This window comes from Crocosphaera sp. UHCC 0190 (genome assembly GCF_034932065.1).
In the GTDB taxonomy this organism is placed as follows: Bacteria; Cyanobacteriota; Cyanobacteriia; order Cyanobacteriales; family Microcystaceae; genus UHCC-0190.
Window position 1 is genome coordinate 25,675 of the sequence record NZ_JAYGHP010000015.1, and the last position, 20,911, is coordinate 46,585.

At 39.5% G+C, this 20,911-nt stretch carries 16 protein-coding genes and 1 tRNA gene; 7 read left to right on the forward strand and 10 right to left on the reverse strand.

From position 1 onward, the window contains the following. Nucleotides 1-27: 27 nt before the first annotated feature. From VB715_RS17950 to VB715_RS17960, 3 genes are all read left to right on the forward strand, one after another. The gene (locus VB715_RS17950; RefSeq protein WP_323302595.1) at nt 28-489 is read left to right on the forward strand and encodes a tRNA (cytidine(34)-2'-O)-methyltransferase; all 462 of its coding nucleotides are present in this window, start codon (nt 28-30) and stop codon (nt 487-489) included. A gap of 399 nt (nt 490-888) precedes the next feature. After that, nucleotides 889-3,021 carry a peptidoglycan DD-metalloendopeptidase family protein gene (locus tag VB715_RS17955; RefSeq protein WP_323302596.1) on the forward strand — a complete coding sequence of 711 codons (2,133 nt, stop codon included), beginning with the start codon at nt 889-891 and terminating at the stop codon, nt 3,019-3,021. Between the two features lie 125 nt (nt 3,022-3,146). Then, nucleotides 3,147-3,220, forward strand: a tRNA-Met gene (locus VB715_RS17960). Between the two features lie 65 nt (nt 3,221-3,285). On the opposite strand, the gene VB715_RS17965 is transcribed toward VB715_RS17960, so the two are convergent. Then, a complete protein-coding gene (locus VB715_RS17965; RefSeq protein ID WP_323302597.1) occupies nt 3,286-6,420 on the reverse strand; it encodes an efflux RND transporter permease subunit in 3,135 nt (1,044 codons plus the stop codon). A gap of 51 nt (nt 6,421-6,471) precedes the next feature. Continuing rightward, entirely contained in the window at nt 6,472-7,935 is a 1,464-nt protein-coding gene (locus VB715_RS17970; protein WP_323302598.1) for an efflux RND transporter periplasmic adaptor subunit, read from the reverse strand. A 162-nt stretch (nt 7,936-8,097) separates the two neighbouring features. On the opposite strand from VB715_RS17970, the gene VB715_RS17975 reads away from it, so the two are divergent. Further along, entirely contained in the window at nt 8,098-8,616 is a 519-nt protein-coding gene (locus VB715_RS17975) for a PadR family transcriptional regulator (protein WP_323302599.1), read from the forward strand. Here the strand turns inward: VB715_RS17975 and VB715_RS17980 are convergent. The 7 genes from VB715_RS17980 to VB715_RS18010 are packed head-to-tail and all read right to left on the reverse strand — an operon-like array spanning nt 8,608 to nt 14,877. Then, nucleotides 8,608-9,318, reverse strand: coding sequence for a hypothetical protein (locus VB715_RS17980; RefSeq protein WP_323302600.1), 711 nt, complete (start codon nt 9,316-9,318; stop codon nt 8,608-8,610). The genes VB715_RS17975 and VB715_RS17980 overlap by 9 nt on opposite strands. Before the next feature lie 10 nt (nt 9,319-9,328). Further along, on the reverse strand, nt 9,329-9,577 hold the full coding sequence (locus VB715_RS17985) for a hypothetical protein (RefSeq protein ID WP_323302601.1): 249 nt from the start codon (nt 9,575-9,577) through the stop codon (nt 9,329-9,331). An 18-nt stretch (nt 9,578-9,595) separates the two neighbouring features. Further along, nucleotides 9,596-9,877, reverse strand: coding sequence for a hypothetical protein (locus VB715_RS17990; protein ID WP_323302602.1), 282 nt, complete (start codon nt 9,875-9,877; stop codon nt 9,596-9,598). A gap of 16 nt (nt 9,878-9,893) precedes the next feature. Next, nucleotides 9,894-11,795 carry a hypothetical protein gene (locus VB715_RS17995; RefSeq protein ID WP_323302603.1) on the reverse strand — a complete coding sequence of 634 codons (1,902 nt, stop codon included), beginning with the start codon at nt 11,793-11,795 and terminating at the stop codon, nt 9,894-9,896. Between the two features lie 44 nt (nt 11,796-11,839). Further along, the gene (locus VB715_RS18000) at nt 11,840-12,661 is read right to left on the reverse strand and encodes an FkbM family methyltransferase (RefSeq protein WP_323302604.1); all 822 of its coding nucleotides are present in this window, start codon (nt 12,659-12,661) and stop codon (nt 11,840-11,842) included. Between the two features lie 40 nt (nt 12,662-12,701). Next, nucleotides 12,702-13,430 (reverse strand): class I SAM-dependent methyltransferase, encoded by a 729-nt coding sequence (locus tag VB715_RS18005; RefSeq protein ID WP_323302605.1) that lies wholly within the window; start codon nt 13,428-13,430, stop codon nt 12,702-12,704. Nucleotides 13,431-13,488: 58 nt separating this feature from the next. Beyond that, the gene (locus VB715_RS18010; RefSeq protein WP_323302606.1) at nt 13,489-14,877 is read right to left on the reverse strand and encodes a glycosyltransferase; all 1,389 of its coding nucleotides are present in this window, start codon (nt 14,875-14,877) and stop codon (nt 13,489-13,491) included. Between the two features lie 627 nt (nt 14,878-15,504). On the opposite strand from VB715_RS18010, the gene VB715_RS18015 reads away from it, so the two are divergent. Then, nucleotides 15,505-16,635 (forward strand): HetZ-related protein 2, encoded by a 1,131-nt coding sequence (locus tag VB715_RS18015; protein ID WP_323302607.1) that lies wholly within the window; start codon nt 15,505-15,507, stop codon nt 16,633-16,635. A gap of 561 nt (nt 16,636-17,196) precedes the next feature. Beyond that, complete coding sequence (gene recA / locus VB715_RS18020; protein ID WP_323302608.1) at nt 17,197-18,240, forward strand: recombinase RecA; 1,044 nt, start codon at nt 17,197-17,199, stop codon at nt 18,238-18,240. A 357-nt stretch (nt 18,241-18,597) separates the two neighbouring features. On the opposite strand, the gene VB715_RS18025 is transcribed toward recA, so the two are convergent. Continuing rightward, nucleotides 18,598-19,833 carry a methionine gamma-lyase family protein gene (locus VB715_RS18025; protein ID WP_323302609.1) on the reverse strand — a complete coding sequence of 412 codons (1,236 nt, stop codon included), beginning with the start codon at nt 19,831-19,833 and terminating at the stop codon, nt 18,598-18,600. A 239-nt stretch (nt 19,834-20,072) separates the two neighbouring features. Here VB715_RS18025 and VB715_RS18030 point away from each other — a divergent pair, with 239 nt between their 5' ends. Further along, nucleotides 20,073-20,897, forward strand: a complete 825-nt coding sequence (locus VB715_RS18030) for an acyl-CoA desaturase (RefSeq protein ID WP_323302610.1) — start codon at nt 20,073-20,075, stop codon at nt 20,895-20,897. Nucleotides 20,898-20,911 lie beyond the last annotated feature (14 nt).

The following is a 20,911-nucleotide window of genomic DNA, read 5'->3' on the forward strand; positions in this document are numbered from 1 at the left end:
ATAGATAACAAAAAACTATAGATGCTTATGCCGAGAGTTGTTTTAGTTAATCCCCAAATTCCGCCAAATACGGGTAATATTGCCCGAACTTGCGCCGCTACTAAGACTGAGCTTCATTTAGTTGGCCCCTTAGGGTTTGAATTAAGCGATCGCTATTTGAAACGGGCAGGATTAGATTATTGGCCCCAAGTGAATTTACATTATCACCCTGATCTTGAGGCATTTCAGGCCTATTATCAACAGCAGCAAGGGCGACTAATTGGCTTTAGTGTTAGGGGTGCGTCTTGTTATGGCGATTGTACTTTTCAAGATGATGACTGGCTGGTATTTGGCAGCGAAACCGATGGACTGCCCCCGGAGATTTTAACAGCCTGTGATCCAATCCTCAAAATTCCCATGATTAATCCCGAAATTCGGAGCTTAAACCTCTCCGTCAGTGTGGCCATTGGGTTATTTGAAGCCTTACGACAATTAGATTATTTGCACTAATTCAATAAGAAATTTTTATCATTGCCCCCCCAACTGATTGCCAAATCTTTAAGAGAACTTAACGATTTGCTGAGAGTCTCATTTCCCAGTCTATCAGCCCCAAACTGAGGAAATTAGCGGAGCAAATCAATGCTGAGGAAACCTTTAGGTCAAGGTATTCGTCTACGGACTCGCATCTTAGAACGATAAATTAAGAATTGCTGATGTAAATTGTAAATAATCTAAACTTGTTTAAAATTAGCAAAACAAGTTAACCTTTCATAACAGACTGATTAGGTACATTGACTTAATTAGCGATCCTTGTTAAAAATAAACCCTGATAGGATCTACTCGTAAAAAACAATCCCAACTGACTCATTTAAGTCCTAAATCGCTCGTTCACACACTAGGAGGTTTTTTTTGAAAGATACATTCACCCACAAAGCAACCGAAATTTCCTCTTGTCTCGCCGATTGCCCTCAGGCATCCGTAGACCCTACTCTAGAGGAAACCCTTAATAAACTGACCGCCAACGACCATAAAAGTCGGGTACGTCGCTCTGCTGCCATGATTGGCCTCGCCATTTCCATGAGTGCCACCGGCATGATACTCAGTCAGGAAAAGGCGGCGATCGCAGCCAACCCATCCATTCCTAGCCTGCCAACATTTTCCCACTCAGACACAGACCAAGGTCAATTAGCTCCCCTGGCCCTGAAGCATAAGGTACAGCCTGGGGAATCTCTTCAACAATTGGCGAAGGAATATCAAGTCTCACCGGAAGCGATTGCTCTTACTAATAATCTAGCGGTAAGTGCTGAGTTAGAACCAGGACAAACTATTAAGATTCCTTCCGTTAAAAAATCTACGGAAAAAGTCCCAGCCAAAGGGACTGTCTCCCAAAACCCTGAGACTGATTTAGTAGCGGCTAAGCCCCTGAATACGTCTCTGGATCACCTGAGAGAAACCCGTAAGCGTTTGCAAGATAGCTTAGCGGAGCTTAAAACCGAGAAATCTCAGACGAATGTAGAAACAAGCACAGTGGTGGCCGATGTCTCTGATGTGAGCCAATCCTTAACTGTTCCTGAATCTTCCCCAGAATTGACTAACCCATCGGCCCAAACCGAGATAGCTCAAGCGATTGAGATCCCCGTTCTCGGCCCTGAGAGTGAGGCGGTTTCTTCAACTTCAAACGTTCCCCTGACGATTCCAGAAATTAAATCTCCAACGGGAAATTCTGCCCCCTCTCAGCCCAAAGAAAAAGTGGCTTCTGCTGCTGTGTCTCGACAAGAAGAGAGGGAACAGAAATCCCCCTCTCTGTCCAGTCTGCCTGTCGTTCCCTCGATGAGACAGCAAACCACAGCCAAAGCAGACCCAGAGCAACCCATTTCCATTCCTGTGATTGCTCCTGAAGCTCAGCCTTTCCAAGATGCTTCAGAAACAGAGTTACCAGCTCCTCAACAAACCTCCTTTAGACAGCCGACAGCCATTGTCCCCCAACCCCAAGCGGTGGTTACTCAGAAAAGTTACCAAATTCGTCCAGGAGATACCTTAAACAGCATTGCCCGTCGTCATGGTATCTCTGCCACTGAGTTAATTCGTGCCAATGGTATTACGAATCCTAATTTGATTAAGGTCAATCAAACTTTAGTCATTCCCCAAAAAACAACCGTTGCCAATAATGGCACAGGAAACCGAAGTTTTTCTCGGTCTTCTTTCTCCGCTTCCGTGAATAAGTTACCACTACAGAGTGATACGGCTCAAAGAAGTTTCGTGGCTCAAAATCGGAGTGAAATTTCTATAGCAACCGCCCAAGAAGCTTACACAGACAAATTGAGAGCGGATATTGTTAGTCTTCAGCAAGACTATCGTCAACAACCTGAATCTGTCTCAATTAAGGTGGAATCTTACCGCACAGAAGACGCAAGTCAGACGGTGGTTGGGGAAACCGTTAACTCTGAATGGAAAAATGACCGCCAAACTCGACAATCACCCCAAGCAACCCTTGGACAAAGAGTAGACCAGACAAAGCCGCAATTAATTAGCACGGCTCCCACTGATCCAGGTTTTTATAATGATGCCTTCCAAATTCCTGTGGGAACCAATGTCGGCCCTGAGCTTCCTGGTTTATCTAACCCTGATGATTATCTGCCTGGTGCGCCTGTTAAATTTACGGGTTATATTTGGCCCAGTAAAGGGGTTCTTACCTCCGGGTTTGGCCGACGTTGGGGCAGAATGCACAAGGGCATCGATATTGCTGCTCCGGTGGGAACGCCTATTATGGCGGCCGCCCCTGGAGAAGTGGTTTATGCGGGCTGGAATTCTGGCGGTTATGGCAATTTAGTTAAGGTACGTCATCCTGATGGCAGTATGACCTTATATGCTCACAATAGCCGCATTTTAGTCCGTCGTGGGCAACAGGTCGATCAAGGGCAACAAATTTCTGAAATGGGTAGTACGGGTTATAGCACCGGCCCTCACCTGCATTTTGAAGTTCATCCTAGTGGTGGTGCGGCCCAAAATCCGATGGCCTTTTTGCCTAAGAACAGATCCTAAATGATTACTTCAGTTTGTTGAGTCGAGCGATGGGATAGATCAGAGAAAAATTTTCTCTGGTCTTTTTTTATGGACTAGACATTTTGTGAATCTTGCGTATACAATAGAAAAGGTGTAAAAAAATCGGCTCAGTAGCTCAGTTGGTTAGAGCAGGGGACTCATAAGCCCAAGGTCGGGTGTTCAAATCACCCTTGAGCCATTTAAGTTGTGGTAAATTCACTAATTAAGTCGTGTTACAGGTTCGTCTCAGAAAAAGGAGATAGTTTAACTATCTTCCAACTGTTTCTTCGGTAACAATTTCTCTGTTGCCATTTTAATCACAATATACAAAATTGGTACGACGAATAAACTCAAGAAAGAAGCAATCAACATTCCCCCAAAAACAGCCGTTCCCAAGGACTGACGACTTCCCGCACCAGCCCCCGTTGCCACCACCAAAGGAAAAATCCCCAATAGGGTAGAAATTGCTGTCATTAAAATCGGTCTTAAGCGTTCTTGTGCTGCTTCTACTGCTGCTTTAACTAAGGGTAAACCTTCCTCTCGTAATTGGTTAGCAAATTCCACTATCAGAATGGCATTTTTACTGGCTAAACCAATCAACATAACTAAACCAATTTGACAATAAACATCATTAGCAAATCCCCTTAATGATTGGGCGGTTAATGCTCCTAAAATAGCTAAAGGAACCGCAATAATAATAATCAAAGGATCAACATAATTTTCGTATTGGGCCGCTAATACCAAGAACACAAATAATAACCCCAACCCGAAAATAATGGGAGCTAATCCTCCTGATTCTATCTCCTCTAAAGAAGTCCCCGACCATTCATAACCAAACCCTGGTGGTAATAGCTGTTTTGAGAGGGTTTCCATCGCTTTAATAGCATTACCCGAACCCACCCCAGGAGCAGGAGAACCATTAATTTCCACAGCACGAAACAGGTTATAGTGAGAAATAGTTTGGGGCCCCGTTGTCGCAGTCATCGTGACTAAATTTGATAAAGGAATCATCTGGCCCGTTGCCGATCGCACATATAATTTTTTCACATCATCAGGGTTGGCACGGAATTGACTATCAGCTTGTACATAAACCCGATAGGTACGTTGTTGTAAGGTAAAATCATTAACATAGCGCGACCCTAAAGCGGTTTGTAGGGTACTAAAAATGTCATTAATAGAAACCTGAAGGGCTTGGGCCTGATTACGGTTGACTTCAATCAAAAATTGAGGTGTATTAGCTGAGAAGCTGCTAAAAACCCGGCTTAGAGCCTGATTTTGATTAGCGGCTCCCAATAATGACCCCATCACCTGCACTAAATTATTAATATCTCCCGTTCCTTGTCGATCTTGTAATTGATAGGCAAAACCGCCAAAATTCCCTAATCCTCGAATACTTGGGGGGTTAACGGGAAAAATTTGGGCTTCAGGAATTTGGCTAAATTTCCCCCATAGTTTACCAATAACCGCTTGGGCCGAATGTTGTGGGCCACGACGTTCTTTAAACGGTTTAAGGGGGCTAAAAATAATCCCTTGGTTGGCACTATTTCCACTAAAGGAAAATCCTCCCACCGCAAAGGTTCCCTGTACATCTGGTTCTTCTAAAATGGCTTTTTCGACCTTTCGGATAACATCACTGGTGTATTGTAAAGAGACTCCTTGAGGGGCTTGAATAATAGTTATAAAGTAGCCCTGATCTTCTTCTGGCATAAAAGCGGTGGGGACGGTGATATATAACCAAACTGTTACCCCTAAAAGTAAGGTAAAAATTGCGACGACAACCCCTCGAAAATGGGCTAAGGTGTTAAGCGATCGCCGATATTGTTCTGTTGTCCACTCTAAGAAATGATTAAAATAGGCAAAAATCACACCGATCCAACCGGGAAGTTTTTGTCCCTTTTCCAAGATTAAGGCACATAAAGACGGGGTTAAAGTAACAGCCAAAAAGGTAGAAATAGCAATAGAGAAAGCAATAGTTAGGGCAAATTGTCGATACAATGCTCCTGTTGTTCCTGGAAAGAATGCCACAGGAACAAAAACGGCCATTAAGACTAAAGAAGTGGCAATAACTGCCCCAAATAATTCCCCCATCGCTTTACTAGCAGCTTCTTGAGGAGACATATCTCCATCTTCGATATAACGACTAATTTGTTCTACAACAATAATGGCATCATCCACAACCATTCCTGTTGCTAAGGTTAGGCCAAATAAAGTCAAACTATTAATAGAAAAATCAAAGACTTTAATAAAGGCAAAAGTACCAATTAAAGCCAAAGGAATCGTTAAAGCAGGAATTAAAGTGGTTCGCCAATTCTGTAGAAAAATCAAGATCACTAAGATCACTAATCCCACAGACATAATTAAAGTTTTCACCACTTCAGATAAAGATTCTTCTACAAATTGAGTGGTATCAAAAGCCACTGCATATTGCAAATCAGGGGGAAAGAAACCCTCTAATCTTTCCATTTCTTCTTTAACTCTTTTGGCTACATCTAAAGCATTTGATCCCGTTCTTTGATAAACTCCAATACCAACGGCTTCTTGTCCCCTAAATCGCAAAAAAGAACTATAATCTTCTGCCCCTAATTCGGCTCTCCCCACATCTCTAAAATAAATTAATGAGCCATTTTCGTCAGTTTTTAATAAAAGATTATCAAACTCTTTAGGATCTTTTAATTGACTAATTGCTCGTAAATCAAACTGATATTCTTGTCCTTTAACTGCGGGTTCAGCCCCAATTTTTCCTGCCCCAACCTGTAGATTTTGTTCCGATAAAGCCCTAACCACATCTTGGGTTGTTAGGCCTCGACTTGCCAAACGATTTGGATCTAACCAAAGACGCATAGCATAACGACGTTCCCCAAAAATCCGAACATTTCCGACTCCATCAATACGTTTTAAAGCATCAATTAAATATTGATCTGCATAGTTACTCAAGAAAATATTATCATAGCGATCATTGTCACTAAATAAACCAATTCCTAACAGTAAATTATTAGATTCTCGACTGACTTGTACTCCGGTGCGTTGGACATCATCAGGCAGTTGAGATTGTACAATTGCCACTTGATTTTGCACATCAACCGCAGCTAAATCTTGATCTCGTGACGAATCAAAGGTAACAGTAATACTACTGGTACCACTATTACTACTGGTAGAACTAATATATCTGAGTCCTTCAACCCCATTAATTTGCCGTTCTAAGATGTTAGTTACCGCATTTTCGACCACTTCTGCACTGGCCCCGCTATAAGTTGCCCTAACTTGAACATTCGTAGGACTAATATCAGGAAAACGATCCACAGGCAGGTTCAATAAACTAATCAACCCTACTAATAAAATTAAGAGGGCGCAAACTGTTGAAAAAACAGGCCGTTTGATAAAGAAATCAACAAAATTCATGATGTTTAGGGAGTAATTTTTTAGTTACACAAGGCAAACCCTTATTAATTATTACTTCTGACTTGATTCAAGGGGTTGAATGGGCGCACCATCTTTAAGTTGAAGAATACCCGCAGTGACAATTTTTTCTCCCACTTCTAAGCCGCTAATAACTTGATAATTATTCCCTTGTAAATCCCCTAATTGTACTTGTCTTTGTTGAGCCATCAATTTTGGTTCATCCTCTTTAGAAGACTCATGAGGTTTAGCCACAAATACAAACGTTTGCCCCCCTAAACGAGATACGGCAGTAGCAGGAATTAAAATCCCAGGACGTTGCTCCCAAATCACTTTAGCTTGAATAAATTGGCGGTTCAATAAATCTCGATTACCATTATTAAAAGTCGCTTTCGCCAAGATTAATTGAGAATCTGCGGTAACATTGGGAGAGATAAAACTAATTTGCCCAGAGGCGATCGCTTTTCCTTGAAGGTCTAAAATTTCTACGGGTAAACCTAAACGCAGTTGAGGGGCTTTTTCTAAGGGAATAGACAAATTAAGTTCCAGCAGATTATTTTCCGTTAAGGTGGTTAAAGTATCCCCCTCTCTCACATAATCCCCAATTTCAACAGGAATATCCCCTACTATGCCTGAAATGGCCGCTATTACTTGGGTTTTGTTCACTTTAACCTCTGCGATACGAACTTGGGCGATCGCTTCAGCCACATCTGCTTTAGCTTGGGCAATAACTTCAGATCGGGGGCCGTTTTGCAAGCGTCTCAGGTTTTGGGCTTCCCTTTCCACTGCTGCAGCTAATTCTGTCACATCGGAACGACGGCTTTTTTGTAGTTGGGATAAACGCCGTTTTGCCTGTTCTAAAGCTGCGGTGGCACTGCGAGACTGAGTTAAATATTCTTGATATTGATCCGCAGAAACGGCCCCCTCTTCCTTCAGTCCTTCATAACGGGCCACCCTTTGTTCAGCTAATTCTGCTTCTGCTTGGGCTGAATTCAGTTGAGCCTCTGCTTGGGCAACTTCTTCAGGACGACTTCCCCCTTGAGCATTATTTAACCGAGCTTTCGCTTCCTGTAAACTGGCTTGAGCTTCGTCAATGTCTTCCTGGCGGCTTCCTGCCTGTAATTCAGCGAGTTTGGCTTGGGTACTAGCTAATTTAGCCTGAGCTTGCAGTAATTGGGCTTGCCAGTCGCTGTTGTCCAGTTTGATGATAACTTGCCCTTTGCTCACGCGATCGCCTTCTTTGACAAGAATTTGCTCAATTCTGCCTTCAATTTCTGGCTTGAGAATCACCGCATTACTGGCTTCAATCGTTCCCACCACTTCCGAGGTAGTTTGCATGATGTCTGGTTTGAGACTAGCCAATTTGACTGAGGTGGGTGGCGTTTTTTGGGCAAAGGCCCCTGAAGTGGCCGCATTTTTTTGACTATTTAACCACCAGTTTCCCCCCCAACCTGCTCCCACAACGAGTAACAGTAAACCCAGGATCAAAGGCCAACGTCTTCGTTGTAAGTTGGACATAGGTGTGGATTCCTTCTGAACAGTGTCAGGTGAAATTATAGGTGGTTTATATTGAGTAGGGAGCATATTCTTGGATACCTAATGATAATTGTCTCAATTTTTTTACTAAGCTGCCTTATTAATTCTTAATATAACAACTATATATATCAGTTTGATACATCAATGCTTGAACTTGCAACTTTAGGGTTATTACAAGGAGAATCGTTAAATGGCTATCGCCTTAAACAACAATTAGAATTATTTATGAGTGGCTGTATTAGTGCCAATTATGGCGCGATTTACCCATTAATGCGGCGATTGGAGCAGAAAGGATTAATTTGTGTCATAATCGACCCAGAGGAAAACCATGGGGCATCGGGCAAAATCTATCGTATTACCTCCGCAGGAAAAGTCCGATGGCATCAAAAAATGATGGAACAGCCCCAAGAAAGTTGGGTTCATGCCCGTTCTCGCTTTATGATTAAATTTTTCTTTTTTAGTTATTTGGAGTCAGCAGAACGATTAAAATTATTAGAAAATCGTTTAATAAAATGTCAATCAAGACTCGCAGATAAGGATATGGAAGAATTGCCAGATGATCCCTATCAAATAGCTGCTTGGCAACGGTTTAAAGGGGTGATTGAAACTGAAATTAGTTGGTTAAGTGAACAAATTTTGTTAGAACAAGAAAAATTAGTTTAATATCGAGTCAGGCGAAATTATCCAAATCATATTACCATCTTTCAAATTAATTTTATTCGTAATCGTTGTATTCGGACTAAGTTTGGATAATTCTTTGGTGATTTGAATAATACTGGGATGATGGGCGTATTTTTGTTGATAACGCTCTAAGATTGTCCGAAAATGACTGATTGGAATCTTTGGTATGTTGGTTTGTCTCACAGCCTTATCATCAACCAGATAAATTGATGATCCTTGACTATTGCGAAAATAAACTGTTTGACTATTGACACCACAGGAAACTAGCGTTAGTTGCGGGGGTTGACTTAAAAGTTTCGTGGTTATGCCTCCCCCAATCGTCAGGATACTTAAAAGAACAGCAGCTACCCATAACAGAGAAGAAGAGGTAGGGGATTGAGGAATAATTAATAAACGCCTCCATTGTAATTTTTGGGCTAATGCAGCCACACCCAATGCAGGTACAATAGAAATCATCGGCACCGTTGCCATGTAAGGTCGCATTCCCGCATCCCAAGGAGGAATAAAAGAAATTGACACAAAAATTCCCAAAGTGATAACTAACACAAAGGCGTTAAGAGGAATGTGACGCTGACGATAGCACTTAATCAAACCGATTACACTCAATAGTTGCAGAATCACATTGATTTTATTGAGTTCTGTGCCAACCTGAAAGTGAAAAACAAAGTCATCTAAAAACATCATTTTCCAGGCTCTAAAACACCCTCTCACGAGACTTAGAGGATCTGAACGCAATACTTCTAAGGATAATCGCACAAATTAAAACTAATAGGGCAATGGTTAGTTGAAAGTTTTGCTGAGTGAGTCCTAAGAAAGTGGCCAAAACCCCTTGGGCCAAAAGCCGCCAAGAGGCAACTGTCCCAAAAGTCCCTCCTTCCAATAATCTTAAAGCACTACCATAATAGTCGGCTGTATCGGTCATGGTTAACAAACCAGACATCATATAGCCACTGGGGTTAAGTCAACTTCGCCACAACCCTGATAACTGAACCGCAAAGAGAATCAGAGTTCCACTAAAACTGGTTAAGATACCTAGCGAACCTGAAGGACGATAGGCGAAATAAAGTAATACTAATATAGTAGTGAAAAGAAAGGTTGAGTCAGGAGCAAATAAAAAGAAAGCAAGTTTACTGGGAATACCAATTATTAAAATGGCAGAATATATTAATAAACCAATTACTGCAATACCAGTGGTGTAAAGCGATGAGTTAGATAAATTGCGTAGGATTTTTTGAAGTTTCATAAAAAAAAACACACAACTATTTAGAGGATAATAGCTTGATTGACTTAGCAAAATAAAGCTTTTGATACCCGATATAATCATCTCTGAAGATAATTGGGATATCCTTGCTCTGCACACAGGCAGCAACTATTCCTCGCTCTTTTGGTAGTAATTTACTATGGACAACCAAATTTATGCCCTCACGAGTTTTCAAATCTATCTTTTGTATTAAAGTAGTATTAGGTTTTAATTGACTTAATTCATGACCCCAGTTAACATACTGTGGACTTATCTTGGCTAATCTATTTCTAAGGTCAGAGATACGGACATTCGGCACTAAGGTTCTTTTCATCGCCTGATCGGCAATTAAGTGAATAGAAGTACCAGGATGATTACGAAAATAAACAACTTCCAGGCCTTCTGGACAGGATATTTCAGACAATTGGGTAGGTTGCCTTAAAAAGTTAGTAATCAGTGGCCCTGCAAAAGTTAGGAGTGCTAAGGCAATGGCAAAAAGCCATAGTATTCGCGGGGAAGCTTGGTCATGGGTTGTCTTTAATAACGGTTGCCATTGACACTTAGTTACGATCCAATGTAAACCCAAGGCAGGAAATAGGGCAACAATCGGAATGGTTGCGGCATGAACCCTGATTCCACCATCCCAAGGTGGTACAAAGGGAATTGAGAGCATAATTCCTATCAGAGCAGCTATCATCAGAGAACCCATCGGAGATTGACGTTTTCGATAGCAATTTATTATCCCTATGATGCTCAAGACTTGCAAAATGAAATTGATCTTTACACTCTCAGCAAAAGAAAAGACAAAATCATTTCCAAGAAACGCTTTCCAAGCCCGGAAACATCCCCTTACCAAAGCTAAAGGATCATGACGGAGAACTTCAAACGCTAACTGATAAACTTTCTGTGACTGCTCTGCATCACTTAAATTTCTTAGTTCTGGATAATCTGTAAACACAGTATGCCACTTACCCCCGACAATTAGACCATAGAAAGTATAAGAGAAATTAGAATTTCCTAGGGCATCATGGGAGGCAATTACTTTATAGACAATGGAGTTAATGATAAAACCTAGTAAAATTACACTAAATCCACCTATCAAGAAATAAGTAGAAAAACGAGATCTCCCCCGAAACGTCCAAGTTCCCCACAACAGCAGAGCAGGTAGTATAAAAAATACTCCAGCACGAGCATTGAGGGCCAATGTCAGCAGAAATATTCCCAACAAACATAAATTTATTGTCTCTCTAACTGTCCCTCGCCAGAGTAAGCCTAATCCCACTGCACCTAAAGCCAGTCCGACATTCTCTGTCATTACAGTGCCGATAAAGGTTCTGTAAAAGAAAAATATGATGGTCAGCACTAAAGTTGCCGTAATCGTCCCATGACTTTGTTGGATTTCACGAGCTAACAGAAAACAGGCAATAGCGACGATTAGAACAAGAATGGCTATAGTAAGCTGTAGATTCTGTTGAGTCACTGCCAAAAAGGTTGCTAAGACTCCGTGAGACAAGGGGCGGAAGGCTGCTGCACCTGATAAATCTCTACCTTCTAGCAATCGTAATGCTTCTTTATAGTAGTTCCAAGCATCACTCATCGGCAATAAACCACCAACTGAGAATGTCTTATTCAAACCAGCAGCATTACGCCAAACGGCTGATAATTGTGAGGCAAATAATATTAGAGTCGCACTAAAACTGGTCAATGTCCCTAGCCAACCAGAAGGACGATAGGCGAAATAAAGTAAGACTAATATAGTAATGAAAAGAAAGGTTGAGTCAGTGGCAAATAAGAAGACAACAAGTTTACTGGGAATACCAATTATTAACATGGCAGAATATGTCAATAAACCAATGGCTAAAATAGCAGTAGTATAAAGCCATGATTTAGATAGGTTGGGCAATAGTTTCTGGAGTTTCATCAAGTTATCTTCTTTATTAATTGGCAAAAAATAGTTAATATCACCTAATCTGTAAGGGCTTGTCTACTAAATATCAAGTCAATATAGCCTCGTTTTTTTACTAATTCATCGATTATGTAAAATTTTGCTATTTCAAGATTTCCTTTTTGATGGAGTATATACATAATATATCCTCTTTCTTTAAAATAATTAAAAATTTCTTCTGGTGCAAATCCTAATTCAGCCATACTTGCTGGCATATACTCTAAAGCAATTACGGCATGAGGGTTATCCTCTAGGGTTTTTTGCATTCCTAAACAAACAGGAAATTCGTATCCTTGAACATCAATTTTGATGAATTTAATGACTTGTTTTTCTATTTCTTCTGTAACAAAATTATCTACAGACCACAATGGAACTGTAATTATTTTCATCGAATCAACCCCAGTTTTTTGATATTGTTCAGTGGCAACTCTGTGATCAGCATGATGGTTTTCATTATGCCAAAGTTCTGTAGTTCCTTTGGTTTCTCCTACAGCAGCTTGAATGGGAATAATTTTTTCAATGGATTTATTCGCTTTAATAATTTCCCTCAGACTCAGAAAATTAGTTTGATCGGGTTCAAAGGCATAAACTCGAAATCCTGGTGTCATTGCTTGAGAGAAAATTGTGGCAGTATAACCGATATTTGCCCCAATATCTAGGATATTTCCTCCTTGAAAAATATTAGGATACTTTTGAGTTAGTCCAAAAAATGGATCTTCAAAATACTTTTTATATAAGAAATAACAGGATATAAATATTTTATTAAACCAAGGTGTTTCTAGTAAACCTGTTTTGTTGATAAGGCTATATATAAATAGTAAAATTCCTTGAAAAAGTTTCATAGTTGTTAATTCATGGTTTTTAAGTTCAAAAATTTAGTAATTAAATAGCTCTTTTTTCTAATACTACTAAAACGCGAAAGGCTAAAAATTCACTCAAAAAACAAAGTCGCTTTTCTAAGGTTAAAGTTAGTTTTAGTAGAGACATAGGAAGTAAGGAAGGCTTTTCAAATCCTCCACTCAGAGGATAGGCAAAAAATGCCATTCGTCGATGATATATCTTAGCAAATTGTGGATACCTATCTTTAAATTTATGAAACTCTTTTTCAAATAAGATTGTAGCAAAAGCTTGATTAGAATCAAAGGGTTGTCTATGAGGAGAAGGTTGCACAAAAACTAAGGGATCTTGTTTAAAATCAACTGGTTCGGGATGCAAAAAATGATACACTGGCCAAGATGCAAAAGAAATATAAGGTTCCATCATAGCAACTCTACCACCTGGACGAAGAACCCGAATTGCTTCATTAAAAAATAGTGTCACATTTTCAATATGATGTAACACATCAAACATCACAATATTGTCTAGACTTTGATCCTCAAAGGGTAAATTTTGAGCATCAGCAACCACATCTATCCAAGGTAAAGGTACAATGTCACTAGAGATAACATTGGGAGCAAATTCCTTGAAATTACCAGTCCCTCCCCCTAATTCTAAAGTATTTCCAGGTATTAGTTTGGCGGCTATTTCTTGATACCATTGAGTATATAAAACTCGTAAAATTGGCTTCTTTTGCCAAATAACCTTATGTTCTTTAAGAATTTCTTCTGACATTCTAGTTACTCCTCGGAAATACTTGGAAGTAGTTGCTCATTGGGAGAGTGTAGACTAATTAACGAAACTTGATTTTTTGGGCTGCATAAAGACACATTTTTAATAAAACTAAGCCTTCTTTAAAATGTTGAATATTGGAACTTCCATAAGTTCTTGGGACATATCTGACGGGAATATCTTTGATTTTTAAACCAAGTTTAGCTGCCCCAAATAATAAATCAAAATCTCCAAAAGGATCAAATTCTCCAAAATAGGAACGGTTGGCCGCAATTCGTAAGTAATTCTCTCGTGAAAGTACCTTAGTTCCACACAAAGAATCTTTAATTTCTGTATTTAGAAGATAGGAAAGTAACCAAGCAAAAAATCGATTTGCCATCCGGTTTAACCAGGGCATAGCCTCAGCACTTACAGGGTAAACTAAACGACAACCATTGGCAAATTCACAACTTCCTGATGCTACGGCATCAAAAAAGTAGACTAAATCTTCAGGTCTAACAGTTAAATCTGAATCTAAAATAATTAATATATCCCCCGTTGCTATGTCAAAACCTTGACGGACAGCATCTCCTTTTCCTTTCCCTTTTTGTTGACCAATTTTAATGTCCCATTTCTCTCCATATTGTTCCTTAACTCGTTTAATTTCTTCCCAAGTATTGTCACTAGAATTACCTTCAATAAATATAATTTCGGTATGTTTTCCGAGTTGGGGCATTCGCGTAACACAACTTTCAATATTTCCTGCCTCATTTCTCGCAGGAACAATAACTGAACAAGTCAAATTCTGAATATTTCTTTGTGCTTCTGTTATGTCTGTTTGGACTCTGGCAATAATATATTCTGTTAAACAAAGATTGTTAATTAATGGCAAAGGAGCCAGATATTTATTGACTAATTTATACAACAAGGGAATGCGTTTCGGTAATAACATTCGCTTACCTTTTCCAATGACTTCTAATCCTTCAAGATTCAGTAAATTTTCAATATCTCTAGAACTCAACCAATTAAGATTATAAATTGGCATCCTTTGTTTTAAAAAAGTCGCTAACTTTAAAACAAATTCCCAGGCTGGATTATGAAAAGTTATAATAATCTTAGTAGAGGGTTTACAAGCTTTTCTAACATTAAAAAAAGTTTGTTGAATATTATCTAAATAACTAACAGTATTAGCCATTAATATGTAATCAAATTCTTGATTAATTTGAAACATTTCAGCCCTTTCAACCCAAAATTGTAAGTCAGGAAATTGTTGCTGAGATAGTTCGACAGCCTGAGAATTACTATCAATTCCTAATCCAGTTTTCGGTTGAACAGAATCGAGTAAACATCCTGTCCCAGAGCCGATCTCCAAGACATCTGACTGAGGTTTAACAAAGAATTTATATAAATTTTCAATATCTCTATAATAAGAGATATTTTTCTTTCTCCAGTTTTCTAAATAATTCATCATAATGATTAATTAAAACTTTTAATTAAATAGGCTATATCTCTCACTAATTAAAAGTTTATAGTTCTTTTAAAGAGTTTTTTAAGAAGATTTACACTTCAAACTAACAGCTATCTCCTAACTTGTCAATTTAGGTTAAACATAGACGAATACAATAAGAATTATACATAATTTGACATTTTTATTAATTAGATATTAAATTTTCCAACATTGTCAATGTTTAGGGGAATAATTAAAATTTCTTATCTTTTATATTTTTTTCTTAGTAAACTATAGCCATTCTCTTGAAATTTAATGACCAATTCATAAAAAATTAAAGTTTAAGATATAGAATCAAATAAAAACTAAAGATTAAACTATACGGGTTTTTATACTAATGAATTCTGTTAACTTAATATTTGATGTCGCTTTGGAATTAGCTCAAAATATCTAAATTGTATCGAATTTGAGGATTTTTTTAGGTAATTGATCTAAGCTGGACAGAGAAATTGCTGAATTTTTAAGATCTTCACCCCAATCTGTAGGATAATATTAATCTCAGATTTATCTCATAGTTGATAATTAAGCTAAGCGAGTCACAATTTATAGATTCAGACATCACGATCAACAAGGGAACAATTATCTTAACTCATGACCCAAGTCGCAACTCAGTTAGAAAAAGCCTGGCAAACCCGTTTAGAACAAGAGGAAACTAAGTTAACTCAAGAAACACGGGATAGTATCATTCGTTGGTTACTCGGAGAAAACTTTGGGGAATGGGATGACTTGGCCCCAGAAAAGCGGGCGATCGCACAACAGGGCATAGACTATCGCTATCGTATCTTACAACAAAGATATTTAGGGAAAAGTCCCACCTTAGCTTATCGTAACCTCATGAAACGGTTAGGATCAGTGGCTGTGTTGCGGAATAAAATTCAAACTTGGGTATCCTTAAGCCGCGATCGCCAACGGTTGGTGACGGACGTATTACAAGAAATTATCCAAGAGATGTTAAACAGCGATCGCTATATTCAAAGTCAGATTGCTTGGATCTCTGAATGCACTTCTGATGAACGGTTACGCAACAGTTTATTGATTACGACCTTAGAAGAATACTGTCTTCGTCCGATCCGCAATCAACCCTTATTAGTGTATCGTTTTGTCAACTATTTACGGCGTTCTCAGCGAGGGGGAATGACTCAAGTACCTCAACAACAAAATATTCGCATGATTTCTGAGGAAATTAATGTGGACGAGGGAGATAATTCCATTAGTTTGCTGGATATTCAAGCAGTCAGTGATTATGAAGAAATGCAGGAGTGGGAAGAAAAACAATTAATGCGCCAAAAAGTTCAAAATGAATTTGCTAGTTATTTACAGGAAAAAGTTGGTCAAGAAGCCGTAGAATGGCTTAAATTGTATTTACAAGGTCATACCCAAGAAATGATCGCCCAAGAATTAAATGTTCCCATTAAAACCATTTATCGACTGCGGGAAAAGGTGGGATATCATGCGATCCAAGTGTTTGCTTTGAAGGGAAATCCTGAATTAGTAGCTAATTGGTTAGAAATCTCTCCCCAAGAACATAATTTAGGCTTAACACCTCAACAATGGACAACATTTTGGCAAGAATTAACCTCCGATCAAAAAGCCATTATTAATGGTCTGAAAGAGAATCAATCTTTAGAAGATATTGGTCAATCTCTAAAATTGAAAAAGACTCAAGTGATGAATGAATGGCGCAAAGTTTATTTAAAAGCCCAATCATTACGGGGCAATTAAGTAGTCACAATTAACAAAAGGCAACGCTGCATCTGCCAACAGCAAAGACTTTCCGCCTTGGTAATATTTCTTAACAGAGAGCGGTTTATTTATGTCCGACTATTACAATACCAGAGACACCTATACATGATTTCTAGGAATTGCTACGGCTCTTGGTCAATCAATTATTGACGAACCAAAGAATTCAATGTTAGAATGCAGCAAATTGTGATGGAAACTTAGTAACTTCATTTTTTCCCAAATAAGCGAAAACCAAGCTAGAGAAACTATAGTGAAGAAACTGTCAAAAAGTTCTAGACAATCCTTAAATTAAACTGAGAATTCACGCCTTGTTGCTTAAAAGATGCCGATGGCTTATCGGTTTACGCCTGTGGACTAGAAGGGGGCCGTCTCCCTAGGATGAAGCAGGAATTGAACGGCAAACTTTCCAGTATTGCATAGGTTTCATGAACAAGATTATAACAAACTTGACATACTTGCAGTAGTTGTCACCAAAAAGAGCTACAATGTATAAATACTTTTGTACTATACTTGGTTGTCTAAAGACACATTGAGGCGTTAATGGCTGCTATTACAAACAATCCCGACAAAGAGAAGGCTCTAAGCTTAGTTCTCAATCAAATTGAGCGAAATTTCGGCAAAGGCTCAATTATGCGTCTTGGCGATGCGGCGCGAATGAAGGTAGAAACCATTTCCACGGGTGCATTAACCCTAGATCTGGCCTTAGGGGGAGGACTACCAAAAGGACGAGTCATTGAGATTTATGGCCCAGAAAGTTCCGGTAAAACAACCTTAGCTCTTCATGCCCTCGCAGAAGTGCAGAAAGCGGGAGGTGTGGCGGCCTTTGTCGATGCGGAACACGCCTTAGATCCCACCTATTCAGCTGCTTTAGGAGTTGATATTAATAACTTATTAGTGGCCCAACCTGATACCGGAGAATCTGCCTTAGAAATTGTTGATCAATTAGTGCGATCGGCCGCCGTTGATGTGGTGGTGATTGACTCCGTAGCTGCCTTAGTTCCCCGTGCTGAAATTGAGGGAGAAATGGGGGATACTCAAGTTGGGTTACAAGCGCGACTGATGAGTAAAGCTTTGCGGAAAGTTGCGGGAAATATTGGAAAATCTGGCTGTGTGGTGATTTTCCTTAACCAGTTACGGCAAAAAATTGGGGTAACTTATGGTAGTCCCGAAGTAACAACAGGAGGAAATGCCCTAAAATTTTACGCCTCAGTACGTTTAGATATTCGTCGTATTCAAACCCTCAAAAAAGGCAGTGAAGGAGAATATGGAATTCGGGCGAAGGTAAAAGTCGCTAAAAATAAAGTTGCGCCACCTTTTCGTATTGCAGAATTTGACATCATTTTTGGCAAAGGAATTTCCCAAATGGGTTGTATGTTAGATTTAGCAGAACAAACCGATGTCGTTAACCGTAAAGGGGCTTGGTATAGTTACAATGGCGATAACATTTCCCAAGGGCGAGATAACGCGGTTAAATATCTCGAAGATAACCCCAAAGTTGCCGAAACTATTGAACAACAAGTCAGAGAAAAATTGGAATTAGGGGCCTTGACTTTTCCCATTTCTCAAGTAGATGAAGAAGAATAAAACAACTATCATTTAAGGTAAATCAATAAGGATGGATAAGGTTTTTTATTCATCCTTTTTTCTCAAATCTATCTCTTATTACTGATGACTAAAACTTTACTCAAAGCAGAAATCAGAACCGTCTGAGGATTTATGCTGCCCTTGAGGTAGGGGAAGTGTGGCGGTTTGATGGGGAAGAATTGTTCATTTATGGATCAAAAAATGGAGTTTATAAGGAACAGGAAATATCTCAAGTCTTGCCCATTTTGTCAAAGTCGGACATTGTAAGGTTTCTGAAAAAGCGGGGTGAGATGGGAGAAAATTCCTTACTTGGTGAATTTCGTCAATGGTTACAATGTCAGTTTGAAAGTTAAAGAGTTAAGGAATGGTCTGATTAATTGCTTCGATCGCAGCTTCTAAAGCCAAAGAAATATGAGTCCAATGGGTTCCCCCCTGACAAAAAACAATATAAGGTTCTCTCAATGGCCCATCTGCTGAAAATTCCGAGGTACTGCCATCAATAAACGTCCCTCCAGCCATCACTAATTGACTTTCATACCCTGGCATAGTAGCGGGAACGGGGTCTAGATAAGATCCGACAGGAGACTGCCTTTGAATGGCACGACAAAAGGCCATTAACTTCTCAGGAGAACCCAACTTAATCCCCTGAATGATATCCCGACGGGGAACCAAAGGTAAAGGATTGACCGGATAGCCTAATTTATCAAAAACATAGGCAATTAAATGACTACCCTTAATTGCTTCTCCCACCATTTGCGGGGCTAAAAATAACCCTTGAAATAACAAACGATTTTGATCAAAGGTTGCCCCCCCCTCACTGCCAATTCCTGGGGCTGTTAACCGACAAGCAGCAGCCTCTACGAAAACTTTTTTACCCGCCAAATATCCCCCCGCAGTGACGATAGTTCCCCCTGGATTTTTAATCAGAGAACCCGCCATTAAATCGGCCCCAACTGCTGTGGGTTCTAGGGTTTCAATGAATTCTCCATAACAATTGTCCACAAAGCAAACCGTCTGCGGATTTTGTTCCTTAACAATTTTAATAATTTTTTCAATATCTGTTATCGATAAACTTTGCCGCCAGGAATAACCACAAGAACGCTGAATTAGAGCTAAACGAGTGCGATCGTTGATGGCAGTTTTTAACCCTTCCCAATCAATCGTTCCTTGATCAGTTAACCCCAATACTCGGTAATTAATGTTAAAATCCACAAGGGAACCCTGACAATTTCCCCGTAAACCGATGACTTCTTCTAGGGTGTCATAGGGAGGGCCCGCAACGGCTAACATTTCGTCCCCTGGACGAAGTACCCCAAACAAGGCACAGGCGATCGCATGAGTTCCGGAGACAAATTGTACCCTAACAATTGCGGCTTCTGCTCCCATAATCTGGGCAAAAATCTTATCTAAGGTTTCTCTCCCCAAGTCATCATGACCATAACCAGTCACACTGGTGAAATGATGAACCCCAAGACGATGTTCACGGAATGCTTCTAAGATTTTTTTGAGATTTTGCTTGACCTTATTGTCAATTTCCGAAAAAATCGGGAGAAGGGCAGTTTCGGCTTCCTTAATCAGCATTAAATTGTTCATTTGTCAACCCTAAACAAAATCTTGTTCATAATTACCGATTTACAACTTAAGTCGTTACTCTTGGCCCATGACTCGATTGGCTCCCATTCAGTTATACCAAATTATTGTTAATTTTCAGCATTTTAATTGCCCAAAAAACTCAAAATTAATAATCGAGTCTGGTGTTAACTGAGGGGTTAAGATATTTAGGATCTTCGCTGATTAGTTTTGTTCAATTACTTTCATATTCAGGTTATTACATGACTGTTGCCACATCTCAAAAACTTCCCCTTGAATGGTCTGTTATTCTCTACATGGCTTCGATTCACCTAGTTGCTTTGTTAGCCTTTTTACCTGGTAATTTTAGCTGGGAAGCGGTTGGTGTCACCTTTCTTCTCTACTGGATAACAGGAGCTTTAGGTATCACATTAGGGTTTCATCGTTTGATTTCTCATCGCAGTTTTCAAGCCCCTAAATGGTTAGAATACTTGTTAGTTTTTTGTGGAACCTTAGCTTGTCAAGGGGGAGTAATTCAGTGGGTGGGGTTACATCGTATGCATCATAAATACTCAGATACAGCACCAGATCCCCATGATTCTAACTTAGGATTTTGGTGGAGTCATGTGGGATGGATGTTACATCAAATTCCGGCTGATAAGGATATCCCTCGCTACACTCAAGATATCTGTGAAGATTCCTTTTTTAAGTTTTGTCAAACCTATATGGTTCCCATTCAAATTATTTTGGGACTGTTTCTCTATTTCTTAGGAGGATGGCCCTTTATAATCTGGGGAATTTTTGTCCGTTTGGTTCTCGTTTTTCACTTTACTTGGTTTGTCAATAGTGCCACTCATAAATTTGGCTATCAGAGTCATGAATCTAATGATAATTCTCGTAATTGTTGGTGGGTAGCGTTACTTACCTTTGGGGAAGGATGGCACAATAATCATCATGCTTATCAATATTCTGCTCGTCATGGTTTAGCTTGGTGGGAAATTGATATTACCTGGATGACGATTCGCTTTTTACAAATCCTGGGACTAGCTAAAAATGTTAAGTTAGCACCAACTAATGAGAGTCATTAACTTTTCAAATCTAT

Bases quoted from the DNA above. Each gene is read 5' to 3' on its own strand.
- VB715_RS17950 (WP_323302595.1), top strand. From the start codon at position 28: ATGCCGAGAGTTGTTTTAGTTAATCCCCAAATTCCGCCAAATACGGGT.
- VB715_RS17965 (WP_323302597.1), bottom strand. From the start codon at position 6,420: ATGAATTTTGTTGATTTCTTTATCAAACGGCCTGTTTTTTCAACAGTT.
- VB715_RS17970 (WP_323302598.1), bottom strand. From the start codon at position 7,935: ATGTCCAACTTACAACGAAGACGTTGGCCTTTGATCCTGGGTTTACTG.
- VB715_RS17975 (WP_323302599.1), top strand. From the start codon at position 8,098: ATGCTTGAACTTGCAACTTTAGGGTTATTACAAGGAGAATCGTTAAAT.
- VB715_RS17980 (WP_323302600.1), bottom strand. From the start codon at position 9,318: ATGATGTTTTTAGATGACTTTGTTTTTCACTTTCAGGTTGGCACAGAA.
- VB715_RS17985 (WP_323302601.1), bottom strand. From the start codon at position 9,577: ATGATGTCTGGTTTGTTAACCATGACCGATACAGCCGACTATTATGGT.
- VB715_RS17990 (WP_323302602.1), bottom strand. From the start codon at position 9,877: ATGAAACTTCAAAAAATCCTACGCAATTTATCTAACTCATCGCTTTAC.
- VB715_RS17995 (WP_323302603.1), bottom strand. From the start codon at position 11,795: ATGAAACTCCAGAAACTATTGCCCAACCTATCTAAATCATGGCTTTAT.
- VB715_RS18000 (WP_323302604.1), bottom strand. From the start codon at position 12,661: ATGAAACTTTTTCAAGGAATTTTACTATTTATATATAGCCTTATCAAC.
- VB715_RS18005 (WP_323302605.1), bottom strand. From the start codon at position 13,430: ATGTCAGAAGAAATTCTTAAAGAACATAAGGTTATTTGGCAAAAGAAG.
- VB715_RS18010 (WP_323302606.1), bottom strand. From the start codon at position 14,877: ATGATGAATTATTTAGAAAACTGGAGAAAGAAAAATATCTCTTATTAT.
- VB715_RS18015 (WP_323302607.1), top strand. From the start codon at position 15,505: ATGACCCAAGTCGCAACTCAGTTAGAAAAAGCCTGGCAAACCCGTTTA.
- recA (WP_323302608.1), top strand. From the start codon at position 17,197: ATGGCTGCTATTACAAACAATCCCGACAAAGAGAAGGCTCTAAGCTTA.
- VB715_RS18025 (WP_323302609.1), bottom strand. From the start codon at position 19,833: ATGAACAATTTAATGCTGATTAAGGAAGCCGAAACTGCCCTTCTCCCG.
- VB715_RS18030 (WP_323302610.1), top strand. From the start codon at position 20,073: ATGACTGTTGCCACATCTCAAAAACTTCCCCTTGAATGGTCTGTTATT.